Consider the following 21,310-nt stretch of genomic DNA (forward strand, 5'->3'; position numbering starts at 1 on the left):
GTCAAGTCACCCCTATCATAGGGAGGTTGGGGCCGCGCAGAGGTGTGGCGACCCGTCCGCGGCCGCGGTGCAGGCCACGACAACTGGACACGGGGGGACGCTGTGAGCCCTGAAACGGTGGTCACGCATTTCCTGTTCGCCTCCGCCCTGATCCTGGCGGTCGGCCATGGCGCCGGCTGGCTGGCCCAGCGGCTGAAGCAGCCGTACATCGTGGGGCAGCTGGCAGCGGGCATCGCCCTCGGCCCCTCGCTGCTCGGCAGCACGGCGCCGGACGCCTACACCGTGCTGTTCCCCCGGGAGATCAGTACCGCGCTGACCGGGCTCGCGCAGTTCGCCCTGGTGGTCTTCCTGTTCGCGGTGGGGTACGAGCTGGATCTGACGATCCTGGGCGACCGGGCGCGCACGGTGGTGACGGTGGCCGTGGCGTCGTTCGTGGTGCCGATGGCGGTGGGCAGCGGCTGTGCGCTGCTGTTCCAGCAGCAGTTGCGCGAACTGGACATGCCCGAGCTGACGGTCGGCATGGTCCTGTTCGCCGGGGTCGCCCTGTCGATAACGGCCGTACCCGTGCTGACGGCCATCGTGCGGGAGAACAACCTGGCCGACACGGTGCCGGGGATCCTCGCGGTGTCCGCGGCCGGGCTGCTCGATGTGATCGGGTGGACGGTGCTGGCCGGGACGATGCTGGACAGCGACACCGGTGAGCACGCCCTGGGCTGGCAGGGGCGGGCGCTCGTCGCGGCAGGATTCGTGGTGCTGATGCTGCTGGCGGCCCGGCCGGTGCTGCGCCGGCTGCTGTGGCGCACCCGGATGGAGCCCTCCCTGCGGCTGGCCCTGCTCATCGGCTTCGCCTGCGCCTCGGCGTCCGTGACACAGTTCCTCGGGCTGCACGCCATCTGCGGTGCGCTCCTCGCCGGCATCGTCTGCCCGCGTGAGGACGACGGCACCCTCGACCCGGATCTGCTGACGCCGCTGCACGTCGTCAGCTCACTGCTGGTGCCGTACTTCTTCGTCTTCTCGGGGCAGTCCGTCACGCTGAACAACATGAACACCACCGGGTGGCTCACCCTGCTGGTGGTGACGGTGCTGGCGGTCCTCACGAAGGTCGGCAGCGGCACGGTGGCGGCCCGGCTGGGCGGGCTGGACCGGGACGACTCACGCACGGTCGGCGTCCTGCTCAGCGCTCGCGGGCTGACGGAACTGATCGCGCTCAACGCGGGTTTCCAGGCGGGCCTGCTGAGCAAGCCGCTCTACACGGTGCTGGTCTTCATGGCCCTGGCCACAACACTGCTCACCCAGCCCCTGCTGCACCTGGTCCGCCACCTTTCGGATGACGGGCCGACCCGCGCCCCGGGACGCGCCGAAGCGGCCCCCGCGCACAGCCCTAGCCCGGCTGACGGCGCCCCCACCACGCCGGTGGTGGACGCGGGCTGACCGGTCCGGGGTGGCGCGAGCGCCACCCCGGCGAAAACGCCCGCTACAGCGGCATCGGCGCCATGTCGCACTCGATCCGACGGCGCTGGCGGGCCGCGAGCAGCCACGGGTGGTCGGCTCGCACCACGCGGGCGAACCCGTCCGTCGCCTTGCGCTGGAGCTCGTCGGCCTCCGCTCCGCGTCCCAGACCCCGCAGGTCGAGACCGAGGTTCGCCGTGCAGGACAACGTCAGCGGGTGCTCCTCGCCCGCGACCTCGGCGAGCAGCGCCAGATTGGCCTGATCGATCTCGTGCGCCCGTTCGAAGTCGACACGCGCATAGGCCGTGTTGGCCTGCCCGATGGCCACCGTCAGGGTGGTGACGTGCCGGGATCCCACCTGTCCGGCCAGCCGGCTCGCGGCGTCGTCCTCCAGCTCCTGGGCCTGCTCCAGGGCGTCCTGCGCGCGCAGCGTGGCGGCCAGATTCGCCTTGGTCAGCAAGGTGTACGCGTGGTCCGGACCGAGCCGCTGCTCGAACCGGCGCAGCGTCACCTCCGCCAGCTGGCGGGAGCTGTCGAGATCACCGGCCAGCCGCTGGTCGACGGACACGTTGGTGGCCGACGACATGGCGTCGAAGTGGTCCGGACCGTAGCGGGCGATGAAGCGCCGCAGGGTCTCCTCCGCGAGTTTGGCCGCCTCCGCGTGTGCCCCGTCACGGCGCCGGCAGACCGCGAGGTTTCTGGCGACACGCAGGGTCAGCGGGTGCTCCTCGCCGAGTTCGCTGCGCGCCCTGCGGTACGCGTCCTCCTGGAAGTCACGGGCCCCGGGGTAGTCACCGCTCTCGCGCATGTCGATGGAGAGCGCGTTGAGGGTGTTGAGCGTGAAGAAGCTGGCCGGGCCGAACAGCAGCTCACGCTGCTGGGCGTTCTCCTGGTCGAGCGGCAGCGCCTCCTTGAACCGGCCGCACAGCCGCAGGGCCACGCCCCAGGCGTGGGTGGCGCGCAGTGTCATCGGATCGTCCGGCCCGAACAGGGACCGGGCCAGCTCGGTGGCCTCCTGCGTCAGGGCCCGGGCTTCCTCGAACCGGCCCTGGTAGCCGTGGGCGTCGGCCATCTCGCACAGCGAGTCGATCAGGTTCTCCGGGTCGACCTCGGTCCTGCGAGAGATCTCCAGGGCCTTCTCGGTGAGCGGGATGGACTCGGGGACCTCGCCGATCTGCCGCAGCAGGAACCCGAGGCTCTTCATCATCCGCAGGACGTTGACGTCCTCCTCGCCCGACGCCGCGATCCAGGCGCTCCAGGCCTGGCGGGCGAAGTCGGCGGCGCCCACGTGGTCTCCCCAGTAGTAGAGGAACCACACGGTGTCGAAGACCAGCTCCCGCACATAGGTGTCGGTGCTGCTCACGGCCTGGGAGGTGAGCACGTGCGGCAACAGCGCCTGGTAGGCGCGCCATTCCAGCGACGAGCCGTAGGGGCCCGGCTTGGCGGCCGAGAGGAGCTGATGCGCGGCGTCCCGCATCCGCTCCCGTTCCTCGGCACTCAGCTTGGCCAGGAGCACGGTCTGGAGCAGACGGTGCATCTGGAGGGTGTCGGACCGTGGGTCGACCTTGACCAGGGAGAACTGGCTGAGGTCACGGACGGCGCGGTTCAGTTTGATCGACTCGCGCAGCAGGGGGTCGACCTCGGGCGTGACGTTGACGCCGCGGCTGCCGCGCAGCATCGCCCGGGGAATGGGCTCGGGCGCCATGCTGGCGCAGATGTCGAGCAGTTGCCGCGCGCCCGGGTTGTTCTCCTTGATCCGCTCCAGCGAGATGTCCCAGGCGGCCGCGACGGAGACCGGGTAGTCGGGAGCCGGGTCGAGTTCGAGGATCTCGGGGCTGCGTTCCGCGAGCAGTTCGAGGTACTCGTCGACCTGCATGCCCGTGACCGCTCGCCACGCTCCCGCCTGCTCCACCGCGAGCGGCAGGTCGCCCAGCGCCTCCGCGAGCCGGTCGGCGTCCTCGACGGACAGGTCGGGAGACCGCTTCTGGAGGAGTTCGACCGATTCCTCGCGCTCGAACACGTTGACGGGCAATGACGTGGCCACCCTCTCCCACGCACGGTTGCGGGAGGTGACGATGACCTTGCCCGGGCCGTTGGTCGGGAAGAACCGGCGGACCGCCTCGACGTCTTCGGCGTTGTCGAAGACCAGCAGCCAGTTGTCGTAGGGCGCCCCGGTGCGCAGGGCCTCCAGCACGGCCGGCACGGCGGTGTTGGCGGCGGGGGCGCCGAGGTCCTGCCCCGTGGGAGCCACGCCCAGCTGCGCCGCCAGCTGGGCCAGTGCGGCGAGGATGAGGCTCTCGCGCTCGGCGGGGATCCAGCAGATCACCCGGTAGTCGTGCTGGTGGGTGTAGACGTACTCCAGTGCCAGCTGTGACTTGCCGACGCCGCCGAGCCCGTGCAGGGCGTTGGGCAGCACCGCCGCCGTGTCCTGCGCCCCGAGCTGCTCCTCCACGGCACTCAGCAGCGCCTGCCGGCCGACGAACGAGGTGTTCCGCAGGGGAACGTTCACCAGGAGGGCGGGCGCTGACGAGGTCGTCATGGTGCTCGGCATGGGGGGCTCAGCCTCCGGGGGTTCTTGAGGGGTGACGTCGGATACCAGGGGTGGCACGGGGGGTTCTCCAGGTTCGTTGGGGTCGTTCGACGGTGGCAGACTTCCCGATCCGTCGGACAATCCCCCACGATCCGCGTGGTTCACCTCAGAGAGTGCAGTCTCGGACATTCCCGGACTCACTCGTTCGGTGGCACCGGGCCCGCGGGCCCGGGTCGGTCCGGGCTCGATCCGGCGGGCCCGCTCGGAGTACGGCCCGGAGAGCGCGCGCATCACGGCCAGCTCGCTGCGCACCCAGCCCCGCTCGGCCGCGTCCGGCAGCGTCGCCCCCATCGGGTCGCGCAGTGCGGCGCGCAGCGCGACGCCCCGGGCGCCCGCGGCGGGAAGCTCGCCCACCACGCTGACGGTGTGGGCGAGTTGACTGCGGGTGGTGGTGGCGAGCAGTTCCTCACGGACCCCGTCGGCGAACTCGGGGCGCCCCTCGCCGTCGCTGTCCCAGTCGATCAGCCCGCCCATCAGGATCTCGGCGAGGTGGTCCGGACCGGTCTCCGGCATGGTGCGCCGTCGCAGCTGCTCCACGAGGTCGAAGTCGAAAGGGATCGCGGCCAGTTGGGTGGCCAGCCGCCGGGCCGCCGGGGTGGCGAGCGTGAAGAAGCGACGCACGGCGGCCTTGGCGGCGCGAGGGAAGCGCGGGGCCCGCAGTCCGGGCGCGGGCGAGCCCTTGGTGAGGGTGCCGGCCAGGACGACCGGCAGGGCGCGGCGCACACCGCGCTCCCCCGTGACGAGATCGGCCCAGGCGGTGAGGGAGCCGGGCTTCAGGGAGAGCACCGGCACCGGCACGAAGCCGTCACCCGCGTCGGGCAGCGGTCGCAGGGGGTCGGGGCCACCGGGCGGCGCCCAGTGTTCGAGTCCGTCGTTGGCGACGCCGAATCCGCCCGCTTCCAGAACGGCCGGGTGGGGGTAGAGCGAGGTGCGGTGGCGCAGATGCGGCGGCAGGAGGTGCACCAGGGCCGTGGGGCCGGCGTGGGCGAGCCGGCCGAGCAGGTCGTCGGCGGCGGGCGCGGCCCAGCCGTGGGCGAGTCCGTCGGTGACGACGAGGAAGAGGCGGTCGCCGCGTCCGTCGAGCAGTTCGGCCGGGTCGGCGGCGGCCCGGCCGGTGGTCCAGCGCAGGGTGGCGGTCCCGGTGCGCGGCAGATGCAAGCGAACCGTGCGGACGGCCCGGAAGGCGCCGCTTTGCTCGGCGGCCTGGGCGAGACGGGCGGTGGACTCCTCCCAGATGCGCAGGGTCGGCGCGTCGTCGACGAGGACGACCAGATCGAAGGCGGCCGTCCGGGCGGGCCTCAGGAAGGGCATCCACATGCCGTCGACGACCCCCTGCTCGGCGGTGGTCTCCTCGTCGAGCTCCAGCGCTTCGCGGGAGGGCACGCGCCGGGCCAGCTGGTGCAGGGCGCGGGCGAACAGGGCGGTGGTACGCCCCGGGGCCTGCCCGGTTCGGTCGTCGGCGGGCAGCAGCGGCTGTCCGAGGCGCAGGGTGAAACGGCCCTCGGCGTCGGGTAACAGGCGGGCCTCACCGGCCGGTTCTGCGGGCAGGGCGGGATGGGCGGCCCGTGTCTGCGGGCGGTCGCCGGGTTCGTCCGAGGGAGCCGGGGCGGCGGGGACGACGGGCGTCTGCGGGGGGCGTACGGCGTCGGGGTCCGGGCCGGCGGGGCCGGGCCCGGCGGTCGGGGGCGGGTCCGGTCGGCCCGCGCGGTCCGGGTCCTCCGCTTCCCGGGGAGGTACCGGAGGCGAGGCCGGGGGTGTCTCACGGCCCGGCAGGAGCTCCGGGCCGGAGGGGGCGGGTCCGCCGTGACGGTTCCAGTACGCGGCGAGCCAGACCGCGTCGGCGATGTCCTGCCAGCGCGGGGCGGGCGTCTCCGGGGCGTCCGGGACCGTCGCTCCGTGCTCTGCCGCCTGGTCGGCGGACTCGGGGAACGCCGAAGGGGGCGACGACCCCGAAACGGGAAATCCGTCGCCGAGCCCGGATGCGTGCTCCCTGGGATAGCCCTTCATTCAGCGGCCCTTCGCGAGGTCGCGCAGGAGCATTTCCACGAGCTTACGCCCGTCACCATCCGCCTGGAAACCACCCGTGGTAGTCATATGGACAGCGCTGAGTAGCTGGTCCAGGGAGTGGGTTCCGCCGGACTGGACCCGCTGGACGAACAGGTCGACCAGGTCTTCCGTGCCCTGCGGACGGCTTCCGAGGTGCCCTTCGACCATGGCCAGGAGCTGCTCCCGGGTGGGGGTGCGCATCTCCAGCGGCAGACAGCGCCGGCGGAAGGCCGCGGGAAATTCCCGTTCCCCGTTGCTGGTGATCACCACGACCGGGAACTCCCGGCACTCGACCCGCCCGTCGCCGACATCGGCGCGGCCCCCGGGGTCACTGGTGTGGACGCTCGCGGTGTCCGCGGCGTCGCGCACCAGCTCGGGGACGTCATAGCTTCCGTTCTCCAGGACGTGCAACAGGTCGTTCGGCAGGTCGATGTCGCTCTTGTCGAGCTCGTCGACGAGAAGCACCCGGGGACGATCGTAGGGCAGCAGCGCGGTCCCCAGGGGGCCCAGCGTGATGAAGTCACCTAGAACCGGGGGAAGTTGACGAGGTTTTTGAGGAAGCGCCGTGTTGACGTCCGCGGCTGCGCCGGCATCGCCGGGATCCGGCTCCCACGCCGCCGCGTGCCGCAGTCCGGCCCGCCATGCGGCGATGGCCTGGGCCCGGCCCATGGCGTCGTGGGCGTAGAGGCCGTCGCGCAGGGTGGTGCGGCTGACGATGTTCCACTCCAGGACCCGGCCGAGGTCCAGCTCACGGGAGATGAGGTAGGCGAGGGTCGACTTGCCGACGCCGGGCGGGCCGGTGATCAGCAGGGGCCGGCGCAGCAGCAGGGCCGCGTTGACGATGTCGATCTCCTCCTCGCCCAGCTGCGGGGTGACGTCACCCGGACCCATCCGGCGCAGCGCCGCCTGCGGGTCGGCCGGCGGGACGGGCCGGGGCGGGCCGCCGCGGAAGCGGCGCCAGGGCGGCGGCGCGGGCAGGGCGGGTGGTTCGGCGGGGGCGCTGCCCGTGCCGTGGAAGACCCGCCAGCCGTTCGGGGCCGTCTGCTCCTGCGCGCTCATGCCGGTGCCTCCTCGCTGGCGAGATCGCCTGGGTCGGTGGGCTGAAAGTCGACGGGACGCGTCGGATCGTCCCATAGAAAACCGATATGTCTCCCGAGGAGCTCTCCGGGCCCCCTGCCCTCGCTCTCGGCGTTCCTGCGCAGGAGGTGGACGGCCACCGGGATCCTCGCCGGGGTGGGTGCCGCGGCGAACAGGGCGGTCACCACCTCGCGGCGCTCTTCGCGGAAGACACCTCTGCGGTCCCAGATCGCGATCCCTATCCCCTCGGCGATGGCGGCCTTGAGGGCCTCGAGTGCCAGGACGTCGGTGGGGGCGTCGAGCACCACCGCCGTATGCCGTGATTCCCCGGCGAGGCCGGACTGCCACGCGCCGAGCCGGCCGCCGTCCGGTGCGCGCCAGCCGTGCACCAGGACGCCGTCCTCGCGCAGGGTTCGCCAGCGTTCCCGCCACTGGTCCCGCACGAGCGCGTCGTCCGTGCGCATCCGCTCCAGACTGCGGAGGTGCACGCCGTACTTCAGGCTGAGCGGGAGCGGCTGCCCGTCGCCGATCCGGAAGGTCAGACCCGCCACATCGTGGTTGAGGAGGTCGTACGGGAGGACGAACTCGATGTACGGCGGTGGCTGCCGGCGTCCACTCGGGTCGGGGTCGCGGGGCGCCGACCAGAGGCGGGCGCCCTGCCGTAACGCGCGCTGGACCGCCGTGCCCAGTTCGTCGAGGGTGGTCGTGGCGGGTTCACCGGGCTGCGGGTTCCACTGCCCCGGGACGGTGTTGAGCCAGGGGCGGACGACGATCTCGCCGGTGCCGTCCCGGGTCGGTTCGACGGCGACGACCAGACAGCGCGGGATGTCCGGATCGCTCGTCACCGCGTCGCGCGCCCGTCGGCGTTCCTCCATCGCCCCGGTCAGCCCGGCGCGCCGGGCCCAGTTCTCGGCCCAGCCGGCGAGCGCGGTGCGGTGCGCGGGGGTGGCGGCGAGCCGGGCGGCGTGATCGACCAGGAGGACGGCCGGGGGCAGCCCGTCCGGCTGGACGTTCCAGTCGAGGACGTGGGCGAGGAGTTGTTCCGGGGTGAGTCCGGTGGGCAGGTCGAGTCCGTTGAGCTCCTCGACGAGGGCGTCGCGCAACCGGGCCGCGGGCAGGTCCCCCTGGGCGAGGAGGGCGCGGGCGCCGGTCTCGTCGTCACGGGTGAGGGGGCCTCGCAGGGCGGGGGGTGGGGCGGGCGCGAGCCACTGGGCGAGCAGCTGGTCGAGCTCGTCGCCCGCCAGGTCACCTTCGAGGATCCGCACGACCTCGACCAGTACGCGCTCGCCACCGGGCATGTTCAGCGCGGCGCGCACCAGCAGCACCACGTCCTCGCGCAACTTGACGCCACGCAGGTCGATCTGACGCCCCAGCAGGTCTCCGAGGACGACGCCGAAGTGCAGCCGCCCCTGCGCGTCCTCCATGCAGCCGAGGCCGCACAGGGCGTTGGTCAGCCCCAGCAGCAGCCGTAAACCGTCCGCACGCCCGGACCCGCCCTCGGGTTCGCCGAACCCCGCGTGTGTCTCCACCGACTTTCCCCCTGAGCCGGTACACCTGCCTGACCGACCAGCGAAGTTAGCACGGCAACCAACGGTTAACCAGGGACGAATGGGAACGGAAGGGCGACGTCCGGCCAGGAGCGTCCCAGGCGGGACAAGCCTGGCCGGAATCGTGTGGCCTCCGGCTCACAGCCTCGGGTCGACCGGCTCCGACTCCAGCGCCAGCACCCCGAACACCGCCTCGTGCACCCGCCACAGCGGCTCGCCCTCGGCCAGCCGGTCCAGGGCCTCCAGGCCCAGGGCGTACTCGCGGATCGCCAGGGACCGCTTGTGGTTGAGGAATCGCGAGCGCAGGCGGGCGAGGTTCTCCGGGCGCGTGTACTCCGGGCCGTAGATGATCCGCAGGTACTCGCGGCCGCGGCACTTGATGCCGGGCTGCACCAGGCGGCCCTGGCCGTCGCGGACCACCGCGCCCACCGGCTTGACGACCATGCCCTCGCCGCCGCGGCCGGTCATCTCCAGCCACCAGTCGACGCCGGCCCGCACCGACTCCGGGTCGGCGGTGTCGACGTAGAGGCGCCGGGTGGTCTGGAGCAGGCCGCTGCCGTCGTGCTCGACGAGCCGGTCGAGCAGGGCGAGCTGCTCGTCGTGCGGCAGGCCGGCGAGGCTGCGTCCCTGGACCGCGAGGATCTGGAACGGTGCCAGGCGCACGCCCTCCAAGCCGTCCGTGGTCCAGCAGTAGCGGCGGTAGGCCTCGGTGAACGCGGCGGCGTCGGCGGCGCGTTCACCGGTGCGGGACAGCAGGCCGGCCACGTCCACGCCGCGTGCCGCCGCGCCCTGCAGCGCGGCCAGCGCCTGCGGGAGCACGGCGCCGGACGCGGCGCCCACGGCGGCGTACTGCGAGCGCAGCAGCCCGGACGCCTTCAGCGACCAGGGCATCAACTCGGCGTCCAGCAGCAGCCAGTCCGTCTCCAGCTCCTCCCAGAGACCGGCCTCGTCGGCCGCCGTGCGCACCCGGTCGAGGATCTCCTCGGTGAGGGCCTCGTCATCGAGGAAGGGGCGGCCGGTGCGGGTGTAGAGCGAACCGGTGGGCCCTCCCCCGCTCTCGGCTGCGCCCGAGCGGGAGGTGCCCCCGACGCCGAAGCGCTTGCGGGCCGCCTCCGCGTCCCGGCACACCAGGGCCACCGCCCGCGAGCCCATGTGCTTCTCCTCGCACACGACCCGCGCGACACCGTCCGCCGCGTACTGGGCGAAGGCCTCGGCCGGGTGCTCCAGGTAGCCCTCGACGTGGCTCGTGGCCGTCGGAGCCATGGTCGGCGGGAGGTACGGCAGCAGCCGCGGGTCCACGGCGAAGCGGCTCATGACCTCCAGGGCGGCGGCCGCGTTCTCCTCGCGGATCGAGACGCGGCCCTGGTGCCTGGTCTCCACGACCCTGCGGCCCCGCACGTCCGCCAGGTCCAGCGGACGGCCGTCCTGCCCGCCGGGCGCCTCGCTGCGCAGCGGCTTCGTCGGCTCGTACCAGACCTGCTCCGCCGGGACGTCGGCCAGCTCGCGCTCCGGCCAGCGCAGCGCGGTGAGCTTGCCGCCGAAGACCGCGCCGGTGTCCAGGCAGATGGTGTTGTTGAGCCAGGTGGCCTCCGGCACCGGGGTGTGGCCGTAGACGACCGCCGCCCGGCCCCGGTAGTCCTCGGCCCACGGGTAGCGCACGGGCAGGCCGAACTCGTCGGTCTCCCCGGTCGTGTCGCCGTACAGGGCGTGGCTGCGGACCCGGCCGGAGGTGCGGCCGTGGTACTTCTCGGGCAGACCGGCGTGGCAGACGACCAGCCGGCCGCCGTCGAGGACGTAGTGGCTGACGAGGCCGTCGAGGAACTCCCGTACCTCGGCGATGAACTCCTCGCTCTCGCCCGCCATCTGCTCGATGGTCTCGGCGAGGCCGTGGGTGTGCTGGACCTTGCGGCCGCGCAGGTAGCGGCCGTACTTGTTCTCGTGGTTGCCGGGCACGCACAGGGCGTTGCCGGACTTCACCATCGCCATCACGCGGCGCAGTACGCCCGGGCTGTCGGGGCCGCGGTCGACCAGGTCGCCGACGAAGACGGCCGTACGGCCCTCCGGGTGGACCCCGTCGACGTAGCCCAGCTTGCCGAGCAGCGACTCCAGTTCGGCGGAGCAGCCGTGGATGTCGCCGATGATGTCGAACGGGCCGGTGAGGTGGGTCAGGTCGTTGAAGCGCTTCTCGGTGACGACCGTGGCGTGCTCGACCTCGTCGACGCCGCGCAGGACGTGCACCTTGCGGAAGCCCTCGCGCTCCAGGTGCCTGAGGGAGCGGCGGAGTTCGCGGGTGTGGCGGGTGATGACCCGGCGGGGCATGTCGGCGCGGTCGGTGCGGGCCGCGTTGCGCTCGGCGCACACCTCCTCGGGCACGTCGAGCACGATCGCGATCGGCAGCACGTCGTACTGCTTGGCCAGGTCGATCAGCTGACGGCGGGCGTCGGACTGCACGCTGGTCGCGTCCACGACGGTGCGGCGGCCGGCCGCGAGGCGCTTGCCCGCGATGTAGTGCAGGACGTCGAAGGCGTCCTTGGTGGCGCTCTGGTCGTTCTCGTCGTCCGAGACCAGGCCGCGGCAGAAGTCGGACGAGATGACCTCGGTGGGCTTGAAGTGCCGGCGGGCGAAGGTGGACTTGCCGGAGCCGGTGGCCCCGACCAGCACCACCAGGGACAGGTCGGTGACGGGCAGCACGCGCCCCTGCTGTGTGTCGGTCATGCCGCCTTCGCCTCCTTCGGCGTAATCAGGGTGAATACGGCCATCTGGGTGGGCGGCCCCACCTCCGGGTCGTCGGGTCCCACGGGTTCGAACGCGACGCCGTAGCCGTGCCGTTCGGCCACCGACTCGGCCCAGGCGCGGAACTCCGCTCGGGTCCACTCGAAGCGGTGGTCGCCGTGCCGGACGTGGCCGGCCGGGAGGGATTCCCAGCGCACGTTGTACTCGACGTTCGGCGTGGTCACGAGGACCGTCCTCGGACGTGCGGAGCCGAACACGGCGTACTCCAGGGCGGGCAGCCGGGGCAGATCGAGGTGCTCGATGACCTCGCTGAGCACGGCGGCGTCGTAGCCCTTGAGCCGGACGTCGGTGTAGGCGAGGGAGCCCTGGAAGAGCTGGACGCGGGAGGCCTGCCGCTCGCCCATGCGGTCCAGCTTCAGCCGCCGGGAGGCGATGGTGAGCGCGCGCATCGACACGTCCACGCCCACGATCTCGGTGAACGCCGGGTCCTTGAGCAGCGCCTGCACCAACTGGCCCTGACCGCAGCCGAGATCGAGGACCCGGGCGGCTTTGGACTGCCGCAGCGCCGTGACGATCGCCTCGCGGCGCTGCACGGCCAGCGGGGCCGGCTTCTCCTCGGCCTCGGTCTCCGCCTCGACGGCGTTGTCGATCTCCTCGACCTCGCTGTCGTCGGCCTCGGCGAGCCGCACCAGCTCCAGGCGCTCGGTGGCCTGCCGGGTCAGCGCCCAGCGGCGCGAGAGGTAGCGGCTGGTGATCAGCCGCTGCTCCGGGTGGCCGGGCAGCCAGCCCTCACCGACGCGCAGCAGCTTGTCGACCTCGTCGGGGGCGACCCAGTAGTGCTTGGCGTCGTCGAGGACGGGGAGCAGGACGTAGAGGTGGCGCAGGGCCTCGGCGAGGGTGAGCGCGTCCGATTCCAGGACGAGGCTCACGTACCGCGAGTCGCCCCACGCGGGGAACTCGGTGTCCAGCGCCACGGGCTCGACGGTGACGGCCCAGCCGAGCGGCTCGAAGAGCTTTCGTACGAGGTCGGGGCCGCCGCGGGCGGGCAGCGCGGGCACCTCGACGCGCAGCGGCCTGGCCTGGCCGGGGAGCTCCGGCCGGGCTTTGCAGACGCCCTTCATCGCGCTGGAGAAGACGCTGCTCAGCGCCACGGCGAGCAGGGAGGAGGCCGCGTAGGGGCGGTCGTTGACGTACTGCGCGAGGGTGGCGTCCGGGGCGCCGCCGCGGCCCTTGCCCTTGCCGCGCCTGACCAGTGCCACCGTGTCGACCTCCAGCAGCAGCGCCGCCGTGCAGCGCTGGGCTTCCGCCTCGGGGTAGAGGACGTGAGCCGTGCCGTAGGAGGTCGAGAACGCCTGCGCCTTGTCGGGATGCTTGTGCAGCAGGTAGCCGAGGTCGGTGGCGGGGCGCTCTGGGGTGCCGGTGGTGCTGATCGTCAGGAACATGCGGAGGGCCTCTCCGGCCGGGTGGACGGTGTGGGTGCCGTACGTGCGAGAGCCCCCAGGAGGGTGATCCTGGGGGCTCGGCAGGACGACGCCCACAGCTTCGCACACCTGTGCCCACCAGCGCCTTCGTTTATCGAGGGCGGCTCGGCGGGCCCCCTACGACAGCTGCGAGAGCACCTGCGCGGAGATCAGCTCCAGGTGGTCGAGGTCGTCGAGGTCGAGGACCTGGAGGTAGAGGCGGCGGGAGCCGATCTCGGCGTAGCGGCCGATCTTGTCGACGACCTCGGCCGGGGAGCCGGCCAGACCGTTGAGCTTCAGCTCGTCCACCTCGCGGCCGATCGCGGCGGCCCGGCGTGCGACCTCCGCCTCGTCCCGGCCGACGCAGACCACGAGGGCGTTGGAGTACGTCAGCTCGTCGCCGCCGCGGCCCGCCTCCTCGGCGGCGGCGCGCACCCGGCCGAACTGGCGCGCGCTGTCCTCGACGGAGGCGAAGGGCATGTTGAACTCGTCGGCGTACTTGGCGGCCAGCCGCGGGGTGCGGGACGGGCCGTGGCCGCCGACGAGCACGGGGATCTTGCGCTGCGCGGGCTTGGGCAGCGCGGGAGAGTCCGCGAGGTCGTAGTAGGTGCCGTGGAAGTCGAAGGTCTTGCCGGGGTCCGTCGCCCACAGGCCGGTGACGATCTCCAGCTGCTCCTCGAGGCGGGCGAACTTCTCCTTGGGGAAGGGGATGCCGTAGGCCTTGTGCTCCTCCTCGAACCAGCCGGCACCGAGGCCCAGCTCGACGCGGCCGCCGGACATCTGGTCGACCTGGGCGACCTGGATGGCGAGCACGCCGGGCAGCCGGAAGGTGCCGGCGGTCATCAGGGTGCCGAGCCGGATGCGCTTGGTCTCGCGGGCGAGTCCGGCCAGGGTGATCCAGGCGTCGGTGGGGCCGGGCAGGCCGTCCACGTTGCCCATGCGGAGGTAGTGGTCGGAGCGGAAGAAGGCGTCGAAGCCGAGGTCCTCGGTGGCCTTGGCGACGGTGAGCAGAGTGTCGTAGGTGGCCCCCTGCTGGGGCTCGGTGAAGATGCGGAGATCCATGCCCTCCATCCTGCACCTCCGGAACGGGCGGTCACGAGATCGGTCCCCCGTCCGCGCCGGTCCCCGGTCGGGTGAAATTACCTCCATACCGCGGGGGCCGGACGACCGGGCCAGTGACCGGCCCCGGTGGTGATCGTTGGCTCGGGCGGAGCCGGAGCCCCCGGCTTCCGCGCCGGGGGTGGACCGCCGGGGCGTCACCCGCGTCGGCCTCCCCGGGGGCCGGGGGCCGAGGAGGCCGTCATGTCCGAAGAGACCGTGCCGCAGCAGGGCGGGACCGGGCAGCCGAAAGGGCTGTTGCAGCAGATGGAGGAGCTGATGGCGGCGTTGAACGCGGATCTGTCGGCGTTGGACGCGGATCTTCAGGCGGCGGGGAACGCCGAGCGCACGGCCGTCGAGGAGGGGCAGGCGGGCTAGGGGTCCGCACCGTCCCGCCCGGCTCCCGACGCCCGCACGCCCTCGGGGCTCTACCCCGCCTCCCTCTCCGGCAGGGTCGCTTCCCGGTCGGCGAGTCTGCGGAGCATCTCCAGGACGCGGTCGCGGGACTCGTCGGCCGCGTCGATGGCCTCCATGCACTGCCAGTACGCACCCTCGTCGTCGGCGGCGCTGGCCAGGGCGACGAGGGCGATGCCGACCTCGCCGAGGAGATCGCCGAGGTGCATCAGGGTGTGGCGGGCCTCGCCCAACTCGGTGAGCTGGCCCGCCCGCAGCTCGCCGGGGGCCAGCTCGGGCGGGTCGAGAACACCGCAGCCGCGGCCCGCCAGTTCCGTCAGCCCCAGTGCCTCCCCGCGCAGTTCGGGCGGCCCGGCGACCGCGAGACGGCTTCCTATGGCCTGCGCGAGGGCCTGCGCCTGCCACACCTCGGCCAGGGTCTCCCGCACGTCGCCGCCCGCCGCCAGGGACCGCCTGCTCGTCACGATGAGCCGCACCGCGTCCATGCGCTGCCCCCGTCTTGTCCGACGCGCCGTGCGCGTCTGTCTGCCCGAACTCCCTTGTTCACTACCCAGAGTGAGGGTGAGTGAGACGAAAAGCCAGAGGAAGACGGAAATCTGCGGACAACAATTCGGATTCGGGCCGCATTTTGACTACGCAGCGTACAAGTGGACTGTTCGGCTCCCAGGGGCGGGGTCGTGTCGCTAGATCGGGAACCTCCGTTCGTTCCGGTCGATCTTCGCGTCCAGCGCCGCCAGCGGGTCGATGCCGAGCACCTCGCACAGCTGGAGCAGGTACGCGAGCACGTCGGCGACCTCGTCGCTCACGCGGTGCGCGGTGTCCGGGTCGGCCATGACCCGGGCCGACTCCTCGGGCGTCAACCACTGGAAGATCTCGACCAGTTCGGAGGCCTCCACGCTGAGGGCGGAGGCCAGGTTCTTGGGGGTGTGGTACGGCTGCCAGTTCCGCGCGGCAGCGAATTCGGCCAGCCGGCGTTGCAGTGCCGCCACGTCCAGGGGCTGGCGGCGGGGGCCGGGCTGCGGTGCGTCCAGTGGATCAGTCACGGTCCAGGTGTACCACCGTGGCCCCGTCCGTCCCGGCGGCCCAGGAGCCGTCGCTGACCGAGCCGACGAGCCGGATGTGCCCCCGTTCGCACATCCGGGCCGCGATGCCCAGGAGTTCCCGCCGCTGCCGTGGGTCCAGGCCCCGGTCGAAGCCGTCGGCGAGGATCGTGAGCGTCTGGAGGGCGGCCGGCACCTCGCCGGCCGGGTCGATCTCCAGCACGCCGGGTCCGGTGAAGAGCACCAACGCGAGGGCGAGGTAGCGCAGTTCGCCGTGGCCGAGCCGGCCCAGGTCCGTACGGGAGCCGTCGCCCCGGTCGACGGCGGCGGTGACCGATCCGGCGCCGTCCAGCCGGGCCAGCACGTCCGCCACCGGTCCCGCGCATCCCGCCCGCACCGCCGCCACGAACTGCGCGTGCCGCCGCCCGCACTCGGCGCGGGTGCGCCACAGCACGTCGGCGAGGTTGCCGCAGCCGCCCAGCAGACGGCCGGAGCCGGCCGCCACGGGGCCGCGCATGCGGGCGGGTTCGGGGTCGCAGGCGAAGGCGGAGCGCAGGGCGACGACCATCTGCTCGGCGGCGGCCAGCACCCTGCACTGCCCGGGTGTCCTGCCGGCCACGCGCAGCGGCAGCAGGGGGGTGCCGAGCCGGTCGTCCGGGAGCGGCCCGCGGGTCACCGGCGTGGGCCCGGCGGTGTGCCAGGCGGCCTGCACGGCGCGCTTGCCGGGGTCGCGCAGGGCGGTCTCCAGCAGGACCAGGCCGTCGGCCGTCAACCGCTCGCCCACGACACGCAGTTCGGGCTCGGCCTGCACGGCCACGTCGAGCCGGACCGGCCCGGCGGGGCCGTCGGCCGTGCAGCCGATCCGGAAGCCGCGGCGGCGCTGCGCGTCGGGCCGGGCGCGTTCCGGTACGCAGGCGACGGGGTCGGGGAACACCTCGCCGAGCTCGGCGCCGCCCCCGAGCCGGGCGAGGGCCTCGTACGCCCGCAGCGCGCTGGTCTTGCCGCAGCCGCTGGGACCGGCGAGGAGGGTGAGGGGCCCGAGCGGGAACGCGGCGCGGCGGTGGGTGGCGAAGGCGGCCAGGCGCAGTTCGGTGATGCGGGGGCGGTCGGGGAGGGCGGGCTGGGTCATAGCCGGACGGTAGGCCCCGTCGGCGGGACGAACCGTTCCGTCTCCGGGGGCTTCCTACGATCGGGCTACGGTCACATCCCGGGGAGCCCCGCTCCTTCCATCAGCCCGGTCACCTCGGTCCCCGCCGGCGTCAGCAGGAAGACGTTGCGGTCCACCCGGTGCATTCCGCTCGCCAGACCGAAGACGACGCCCGTGCTGAAGTCGAGGACCCGCTTGGCGACCTCCGTCTCCGCGCCGGTGAGGTCGAGGAGGACGGGGACGCCCGCCATCAGCCGCTCGGCGACGTCGCGGGCGTCGGCGAAGACGTTCACGCGCAGGACGACGAAACGGCGGCGGGTCTGCGTCTCGGCCTCGGGTATGGACCGGTGGCCGACGGCGGACGGCCAGGCGTCCCGGCCCCGCAGCGGTACGACCTGGGCGAGCCCCTCCCACTGTTCGTCGGTGACATCGTGGCTGTTCACCGGCATGCTCCGTCCTGGGTCGCGCTCGCTGTCTGCATCGGGCAATTCTTGCGCAGAGTCACCCGTTCGGCCCAACAGCGACACGCTCCGCGACCTCATTGCACCTCACAACGGCCTGAAGGCGGTTGTGTGACGGGCGTAACCCCTGATGATCAAGCCGTGTGACAGAGGCGTAACGGGCGATTCGTACCGTCGGGGCATGACCACGACCCCCGGAAGCCGGCCGGACACGCGGCAGGTGCGCACCGTCTGCTCGTACTGCGGTGTGGGCTGCGGTCTCGTCCTCGACGTGGGGACGGGCCCGGACGGGCGGCGCACGGTGCTGAAGGCCTCCGGTGACAAGGCGCATCCGGCGAACGCGGGGCGGCTGTGCACCAAGGGCGCCACCACGGCCGACATGCTGGCCGCGCCCGGGCGGCTGACCACCGCGCTGGTGCGGGACGACCGGGGCGCGGAGGCGGCCCCGGCGCCGGTGGCCGACGCGATCGCCGAGACGGCCGCGCGGCTGCGGGCGATCGTCGACGAGCACGGGCCGGACGCGGTCGCCTTCTACGTCTCCGGGCAGATGAGCCTGGAGGCGCAGTACCTGGCGAACAAGCTGGCCAAGGGGTTCGTGGGGACGAACCGGATCGAGTCGAACTCGCGGCTGTGCATGGCGAGCGCGGGCACCGGCTACAAGCTGTCGCTGGGCGCGGACGGCCCGCCCGGCTCGTACGAGGACTTCGACCGGGCGGACGCCTTTCTCGTCATCGGGTCGAACATGGCCGACTGCCATCCGATCCTCTACCTGCGGATGATGGAGCGGGTCAAGGCGGGCGCCAAGCTGATCGTCGTCGATCCCCGGCGGACCGCCACCGCCGCCAAGGCCGACCTGTTCCTCCAGGTCAGGCCGGGGACCGATCTCGCGTTGCTGAACGGTCTGCTGCGTCTGCTGCACGACAGCGGCCGGGTGGACGAGGAGTTCGTCGCCGCGCACACCGAGGGCTGGGAGGCCCTGCCCGGGTTCCTCGCCGACTACCACCCGGCGGCCGTCGCCGAGATCACCGGCCTCGCCGAGGACGACCTGCGCGAGGCCGCCCGGATCATCGGTGCGGCGGGCCGGCGGTGGATGAGCTGCTGGACCATGGGCCTGAACCAGTCCACCCACGGCACCTGGAACACCAACGCCCTGGTCAACCTGCATCTGGCGACGGGAGCGATCTGCCGTCCGGGCGCCGGGCCGTTCTCCCTGACCGGGCAGCCCAACGCCATGGGCGGGCGCGAGATGGGGTACATGGGGCCGGGACTGCCGGGGCAGCGGTCGGTGCTCGTCGAGGAGGAGCGGGCGTTCACCGAGGAGATCTGGGAACTGCCGCCGGGGACGCTGCGGGCCGACGGGGCCGGGCAGGGCACCGTCGAGATGTTCCGGCGGATGGCCGACCGGGAGATCAAGGCCTGCTGGATCATCTGCACCAACCCGGTCGCCTCGGTCGCCAACCGCCGTACGGTCATCGAGGGCCTGGAGGCCGCCGAGTTCGTCGTCACGCAGGACGTGTTCGCGGAGACCGAGACGAACGCGTACGCCGATGTCGTCCTGCCGGGCGCGATGTGGACCGAGGCGGAGGGCGTCTTCGTCAACAGCGAGCGCAGCCTCACCCTGACCCGCGCCGCCGCGGACCCGCCCGGGGAGGCGATGGCCGACTGGCGGATCATCGCGCGGGTGGCGTGCGCGATGGGCTACGAGAAGGGGTTCTCGTACGACAGTGCCGAGCAGGTCTTCGAGGAGATCCGGCGGTTCCGGAACCCGAGGACGGGGTGGGATCTGAGCGGGGTCACGTACGAGCGGCTGCGTGAGACACCCGTGCAGTGGCCGGCCGCGCGGGAGGACGGGCCGGAGCGCAATCCGATCCGGTACGTGGGGGACGAGGGGCTGCGCTTTCCGACGGCTTCGGGGCGGGCGGTCTTCTTCGCGCGGCCGCACCTGCCCGCCGCCGAGATGCCGGACGAGGACTATCCGTTCACGCTCAACACCGGGCGGGTGCAGCACCAGTGGCACACGCTCACCAAGACCGGGAAGGTGGCCAAGCTCACCAAGCTGGATCCCGGGCCGTTCCTGGAGCTCCACCCGGAGGACGCCCCGGCGCTCGGGATCGCCGACGGCGACCTCGTCGAGGTGGCCTCGCGGCGCGGGCGGGCCGTGCTGCCCGCGGTGGTGACGGACCGGGTGCGGCCCGGGTGCTGTTTCGCGCCGTTCCACTGGAACGACCTGTTCGGCGAGTACCTGAGCATCAACGCGGTGACGAGCGACGCGGTGGATCCGCTGTCGTTCCAGCCGGAGTTCAAGGTCTGTGCGGTGTCGCTGGCGAAGGTGGCGGCGCCCGCCCCGGAGGCGCCGGCCCTGACGCCCACGGCCGTGACACCGGGCGTCGCGAATCCCTTCGGTCTGGAACCCTCCCCTCCCCCGGTGCTGTCCGCCCAGGAGCGCCGGTACCTGACCGGTTTCCTCGCCGGGCTCGGCTCGGGTGCCCCCGGGGTGCCGGTGCTGCCGCCCGACGCGCCTTTCTCCCCCGAGCACGCGCTGTGGGTGAACGGGGTCCTGGCCGGCATGTACTCACGGACCGGGGCGGCCGTGCCGCAGGAGCGGCCCGGACGGGAGGTCGTCGTGCTGTGGGCCTCGCAGACCGGGAACGCGGAGGAGTTCGCCACCGCCACCGCCGAGCGGCTGACCTCGACCGGGCACCGCGCGACCCTCGTCGGCATGGACGACGCCGACGTCGGCACGCTCGCCCGCACGGCGGACCTGCTCTTCATCACCAGCACCTTCGGGGACGGCGACGCGCCCGACAACGGCTCCGGCTTCTGGGACGCGCTCGCCGCCGAGCAGGCGCCGCGGCTGGACGGGGTGCGGTACGCGGTGCTGGCCTTCGGTGACTCCTCGTACGACGACTTCTGCGGGCACGGGCGACGGCTGGACGCGCGCCTCGGCGAGCTGGGCGGGGTGCGGCTGGCCCCGCGCACGGACTGCGAGCCGGACTTCGAGCCGTCCGCCGGGGAGTGGCTCGACCAGGTGCTGTCGGCGCTGGGCGAGAAGGCCGCCGCCCCGGCCGGGAAACCCGCCGGGGCACGGCCCAAGCCCGTCACCACCGCCCGTCTCGTCGGCAACCGGCTGCTCAGCGGGGCCGGGGCGGGCAAGGAAGTGCGGCGGTTCACCTTCGACACGAGCGGGTCGGACCTGGCCTACGAGGCCGGGGACGCGCTCGGGGTGCGGCCGGTCAACGCGTCCGCCCTCGTGGAGGAGTGGCTGGCGGTGACCGGGGTGGACTCGGAGGCGGTCGTGACGGTCGACGGTGTCGGGGAGGTGCCGTTCGGCCAGGCGCTGCACCGGCATCTCGACATCACCCGGATCACCCCGGACCTGCTGCGTTTCGTCGCCGAACGCGCCCGGGACAAGCACGAGTTGCGCAGGCTGCTGCGGCCCGACAACAGGGACGGGCTGGCGCAGTGGAGCTGGGGACGGCAGGCCGTGGACGTGCTCGCCGAGTACGCCGTGCGGGCGAGCGCCGAGGAGTGGGCCGGGGTGCTGCGCAGGCTCCAGCCACGGCTGTACTCCATATCGTCCAGCCCGCTGGCCGATCCCCACCGGGTGGCCCTGACGGTGTCCGTGGTGCGGTACGAGAACCTGCGCGGACGGGCGCGCGGCGGGGTCTGCTCGCCGTTCCTCGCGGACGCCGAACCGGACACCCAGGTGCCGGTGTTCGTGCAGCGTTCGCCGCACTTCCGGCCTCCGGCCGACGCCTCGGTGCCGATGGTCATGGTCGGTCCGGGCACCGGCGTGGCGCCCTTCGTCGGCTTCCTGGAGGAGCGGCGGGCGCTCGGCCACCGGGCCCCCAACTGGCTGTTCTTCGGGGAGCAGCACCGGGCGACGGACTTCTACTACGAGGACGAGCTGACGGCGCTGCGCGACGAGGGCGTCCTCACGCGCCTGGACACCGCCTTCTCCCGGGACCAGCGCAACAAGGTGTACGTGCAGGACCGGATGCGCGAGCACGGGCCGGAGCTGTGGCACTGGCTGTGCGAGGGGGCCCGCTTCTACGTCTGCGGCGACGCCTCCCGGATGGCGAAGGACGTGGACCGGGCGCTGCGGGACATCGCGGTGGCGCACGGGGGGCTGGGCGAGGCGGAGGCCGCCGCGTATGTGAAGCAGCTCGCTTCGGACAAGCGGTACGTGCGGGACGTGTACTGAGGCGGGTCCCGACCGAACGGGCCCCTTACCCGGATCACACCGGA

Annotated in this window: 13 protein-coding genes; 3 read left to right on the forward strand and 10 right to left on the reverse strand. The window is 72.8% G+C overall.

The window, feature by feature from the left end:
• Positions 1 to 102 precede the first annotated feature (102 nt).
• Positions 103 to 1,431, forward strand: a complete 1,329-nt coding sequence (locus ACFY9E_RS06650; protein ID WP_390979943.1) for a cation:proton antiporter — start codon at positions 103 to 105, stop codon at positions 1,429 to 1,431.
• Positions 1,432 to 1,474: 43 nt separating this feature from the next.
• On the opposite strand, the gene fxsT is transcribed toward ACFY9E_RS06650, so the two are convergent.
• From fxsT to ACFY9E_RS06680, 6 genes are all read right to left on the reverse strand, one after another.
• Positions 1,475 to 6,046 carry an FxSxx-COOH system tetratricopeptide repeat protein gene (gene fxsT, locus ACFY9E_RS06655; protein ID WP_390979944.1) on the reverse strand — a complete coding sequence of 1,524 codons (4,572 nt, stop codon included), beginning with the start codon at positions 6,044 to 6,046 and terminating at the stop codon, positions 1,475 to 1,477.
• Positions 6,047 to 7,144: an AAA family ATPase gene (locus ACFY9E_RS06660; protein ID WP_390979945.1), complete on the reverse strand. Its 1,098-nt coding sequence runs from the start codon at positions 7,142 to 7,144 to the stop codon at positions 6,047 to 6,049.
• The gene (locus tag ACFY9E_RS06665) at positions 7,141 to 8,691 is read right to left on the reverse strand and encodes a hypothetical protein (RefSeq protein ID WP_390979946.1); all 1,551 of its coding nucleotides are present in this window, start codon (positions 8,689 to 8,691) and stop codon (positions 7,141 to 7,143) included. The genes ACFY9E_RS06660 and ACFY9E_RS06665 overlap by 4 nt, the downstream gene beginning before the upstream one ends.
• A gap of 156 nt (positions 8,692 to 8,847) precedes the next feature.
• A complete protein-coding gene (locus ACFY9E_RS06670) occupies positions 8,848 to 11,424 on the reverse strand; it encodes a polynucleotide kinase-phosphatase (protein WP_390979947.1) in 2,577 nt (858 codons plus the stop codon).
• A complete protein-coding gene (locus ACFY9E_RS06675; protein WP_390979949.1) occupies positions 11,421 to 12,884 on the reverse strand; it encodes a 3' terminal RNA ribose 2'-O-methyltransferase Hen1 in 1,464 nt (487 codons plus the stop codon). The genes ACFY9E_RS06670 and ACFY9E_RS06675 overlap by 4 nt, the downstream gene beginning before the upstream one ends.
• Before the next feature lie 156 nt (positions 12,885 to 13,040).
• Positions 13,041 to 13,964, reverse strand: coding sequence for a TIGR03560 family F420-dependent LLM class oxidoreductase (locus ACFY9E_RS06680; protein WP_390979951.1), 924 nt, complete (start codon positions 13,962 to 13,964; stop codon positions 13,041 to 13,043).
• Positions 13,965 to 14,204: 240 nt separating this feature from the next.
• On the opposite strand from ACFY9E_RS06680, the gene ACFY9E_RS06685 reads away from it, so the two are divergent.
• A complete protein-coding gene (locus ACFY9E_RS06685) occupies positions 14,205 to 14,378 on the forward strand; it encodes a hypothetical protein (protein ID WP_390979953.1) in 174 nt (57 codons plus the stop codon).
• Positions 14,379 to 14,428: 50 nt separating this feature from the next.
• Here ACFY9E_RS06685 and ACFY9E_RS06690 read toward each other — a convergent pair whose 3' ends face one another.
• The 4 genes from ACFY9E_RS06690 to ACFY9E_RS06705 form a co-directional block, all read right to left on the reverse strand.
• Positions 14,429 to 14,899 carry a DUF6099 family protein gene (locus ACFY9E_RS06690; RefSeq protein ID WP_390979955.1) on the reverse strand — a complete coding sequence of 157 codons (471 nt, stop codon included), beginning with the start codon at positions 14,897 to 14,899 and terminating at the stop codon, positions 14,429 to 14,431.
• A gap of 198 nt (positions 14,900 to 15,097) precedes the next feature.
• A complete protein-coding gene (locus ACFY9E_RS06695; protein WP_390979957.1) occupies positions 15,098 to 15,457 on the reverse strand; it encodes a MazG-like family protein in 360 nt (119 codons plus the stop codon).
• Positions 15,450 to 16,583: an ATP-binding protein gene (locus ACFY9E_RS06700; protein WP_390979959.1), complete on the reverse strand. Its 1,134-nt coding sequence runs from the start codon at positions 16,581 to 16,583 to the stop codon at positions 15,450 to 15,452. Before ACFY9E_RS06700 ends, ACFY9E_RS06695 begins: the two co-directional genes overlap by 8 nt.
• A gap of 71 nt (positions 16,584 to 16,654) precedes the next feature.
• On the reverse strand, positions 16,655 to 17,050 hold the full coding sequence (locus ACFY9E_RS06705) for a cell division protein SepF (RefSeq protein ID WP_390979961.1): 396 nt from the start codon (positions 17,048 to 17,050) through the stop codon (positions 16,655 to 16,657).
• Between the two features lie 193 nt (positions 17,051 to 17,243).
• On the opposite strand from ACFY9E_RS06705, the gene ACFY9E_RS06710 reads away from it, so the two are divergent.
• A complete protein-coding gene (locus ACFY9E_RS06710) occupies positions 17,244 to 21,266 on the forward strand; it encodes a molybdopterin-dependent oxidoreductase (protein WP_390979963.1) in 4,023 nt (1,340 codons plus the stop codon).
• Positions 21,267 to 21,310: the final 44 nt, after the last annotated feature.

Origin of the sequence: Streptomyces sp. NPDC012466, from assembly GCF_042955215.1 — a bacterium.
Lineage (GTDB): Bacteria > Actinomycetota > Actinomycetes > Streptomycetales > Streptomycetaceae > Streptomyces.

Coding starts and splice junctions, on each gene's coding strand:
- fxsT (WP_390979944.1), bottom strand. CDS start 6,046: ATGAAGGGCTATCCCAGGGAGCACGCATCCGGGCTCGGCGACGGATTT.
- ACFY9E_RS06660 (WP_390979945.1), bottom strand. CDS start 7,144: ATGAGCGCGCAGGAGCAGACGGCCCCGAACGGCTGGCGGGTCTTCCAC.
- ACFY9E_RS06670 (WP_390979947.1), bottom strand. CDS start 11,424: ATGACCGACACACAGCAGGGGCGCGTGCTGCCCGTCACCGACCTGTCC.
- ACFY9E_RS06675 (WP_390979949.1), bottom strand. CDS start 12,884: ATGTTCCTGACGATCAGCACCACCGGCACCCCAGAGCGCCCCGCCACC.
- ACFY9E_RS06680 (WP_390979951.1), bottom strand. CDS start 13,964: ATGGATCTCCGCATCTTCACCGAGCCCCAGCAGGGGGCCACCTACGAC.
- ACFY9E_RS06685 (WP_390979953.1), top strand. CDS start 14,205: ATGTCCGAAGAGACCGTGCCGCAGCAGGGCGGGACCGGGCAGCCGAAA.
- ACFY9E_RS06690 (WP_390979955.1), bottom strand. CDS start 14,899: ATGGACGCGGTGCGGCTCATCGTGACGAGCAGGCGGTCCCTGGCGGCG.
- ACFY9E_RS06700 (WP_390979959.1), bottom strand. CDS start 16,583: ATGACCCAGCCCGCCCTCCCCGACCGCCCCCGCATCACCGAACTGCGC.
- ACFY9E_RS06705 (WP_390979961.1), bottom strand. CDS start 17,050: ATGCCGGTGAACAGCCACGATGTCACCGACGAACAGTGGGAGGGGCTC.
- ACFY9E_RS06710 (WP_390979963.1), top strand. CDS start 17,244: ATGACCACGACCCCCGGAAGCCGGCCGGACACGCGGCAGGTGCGCACC.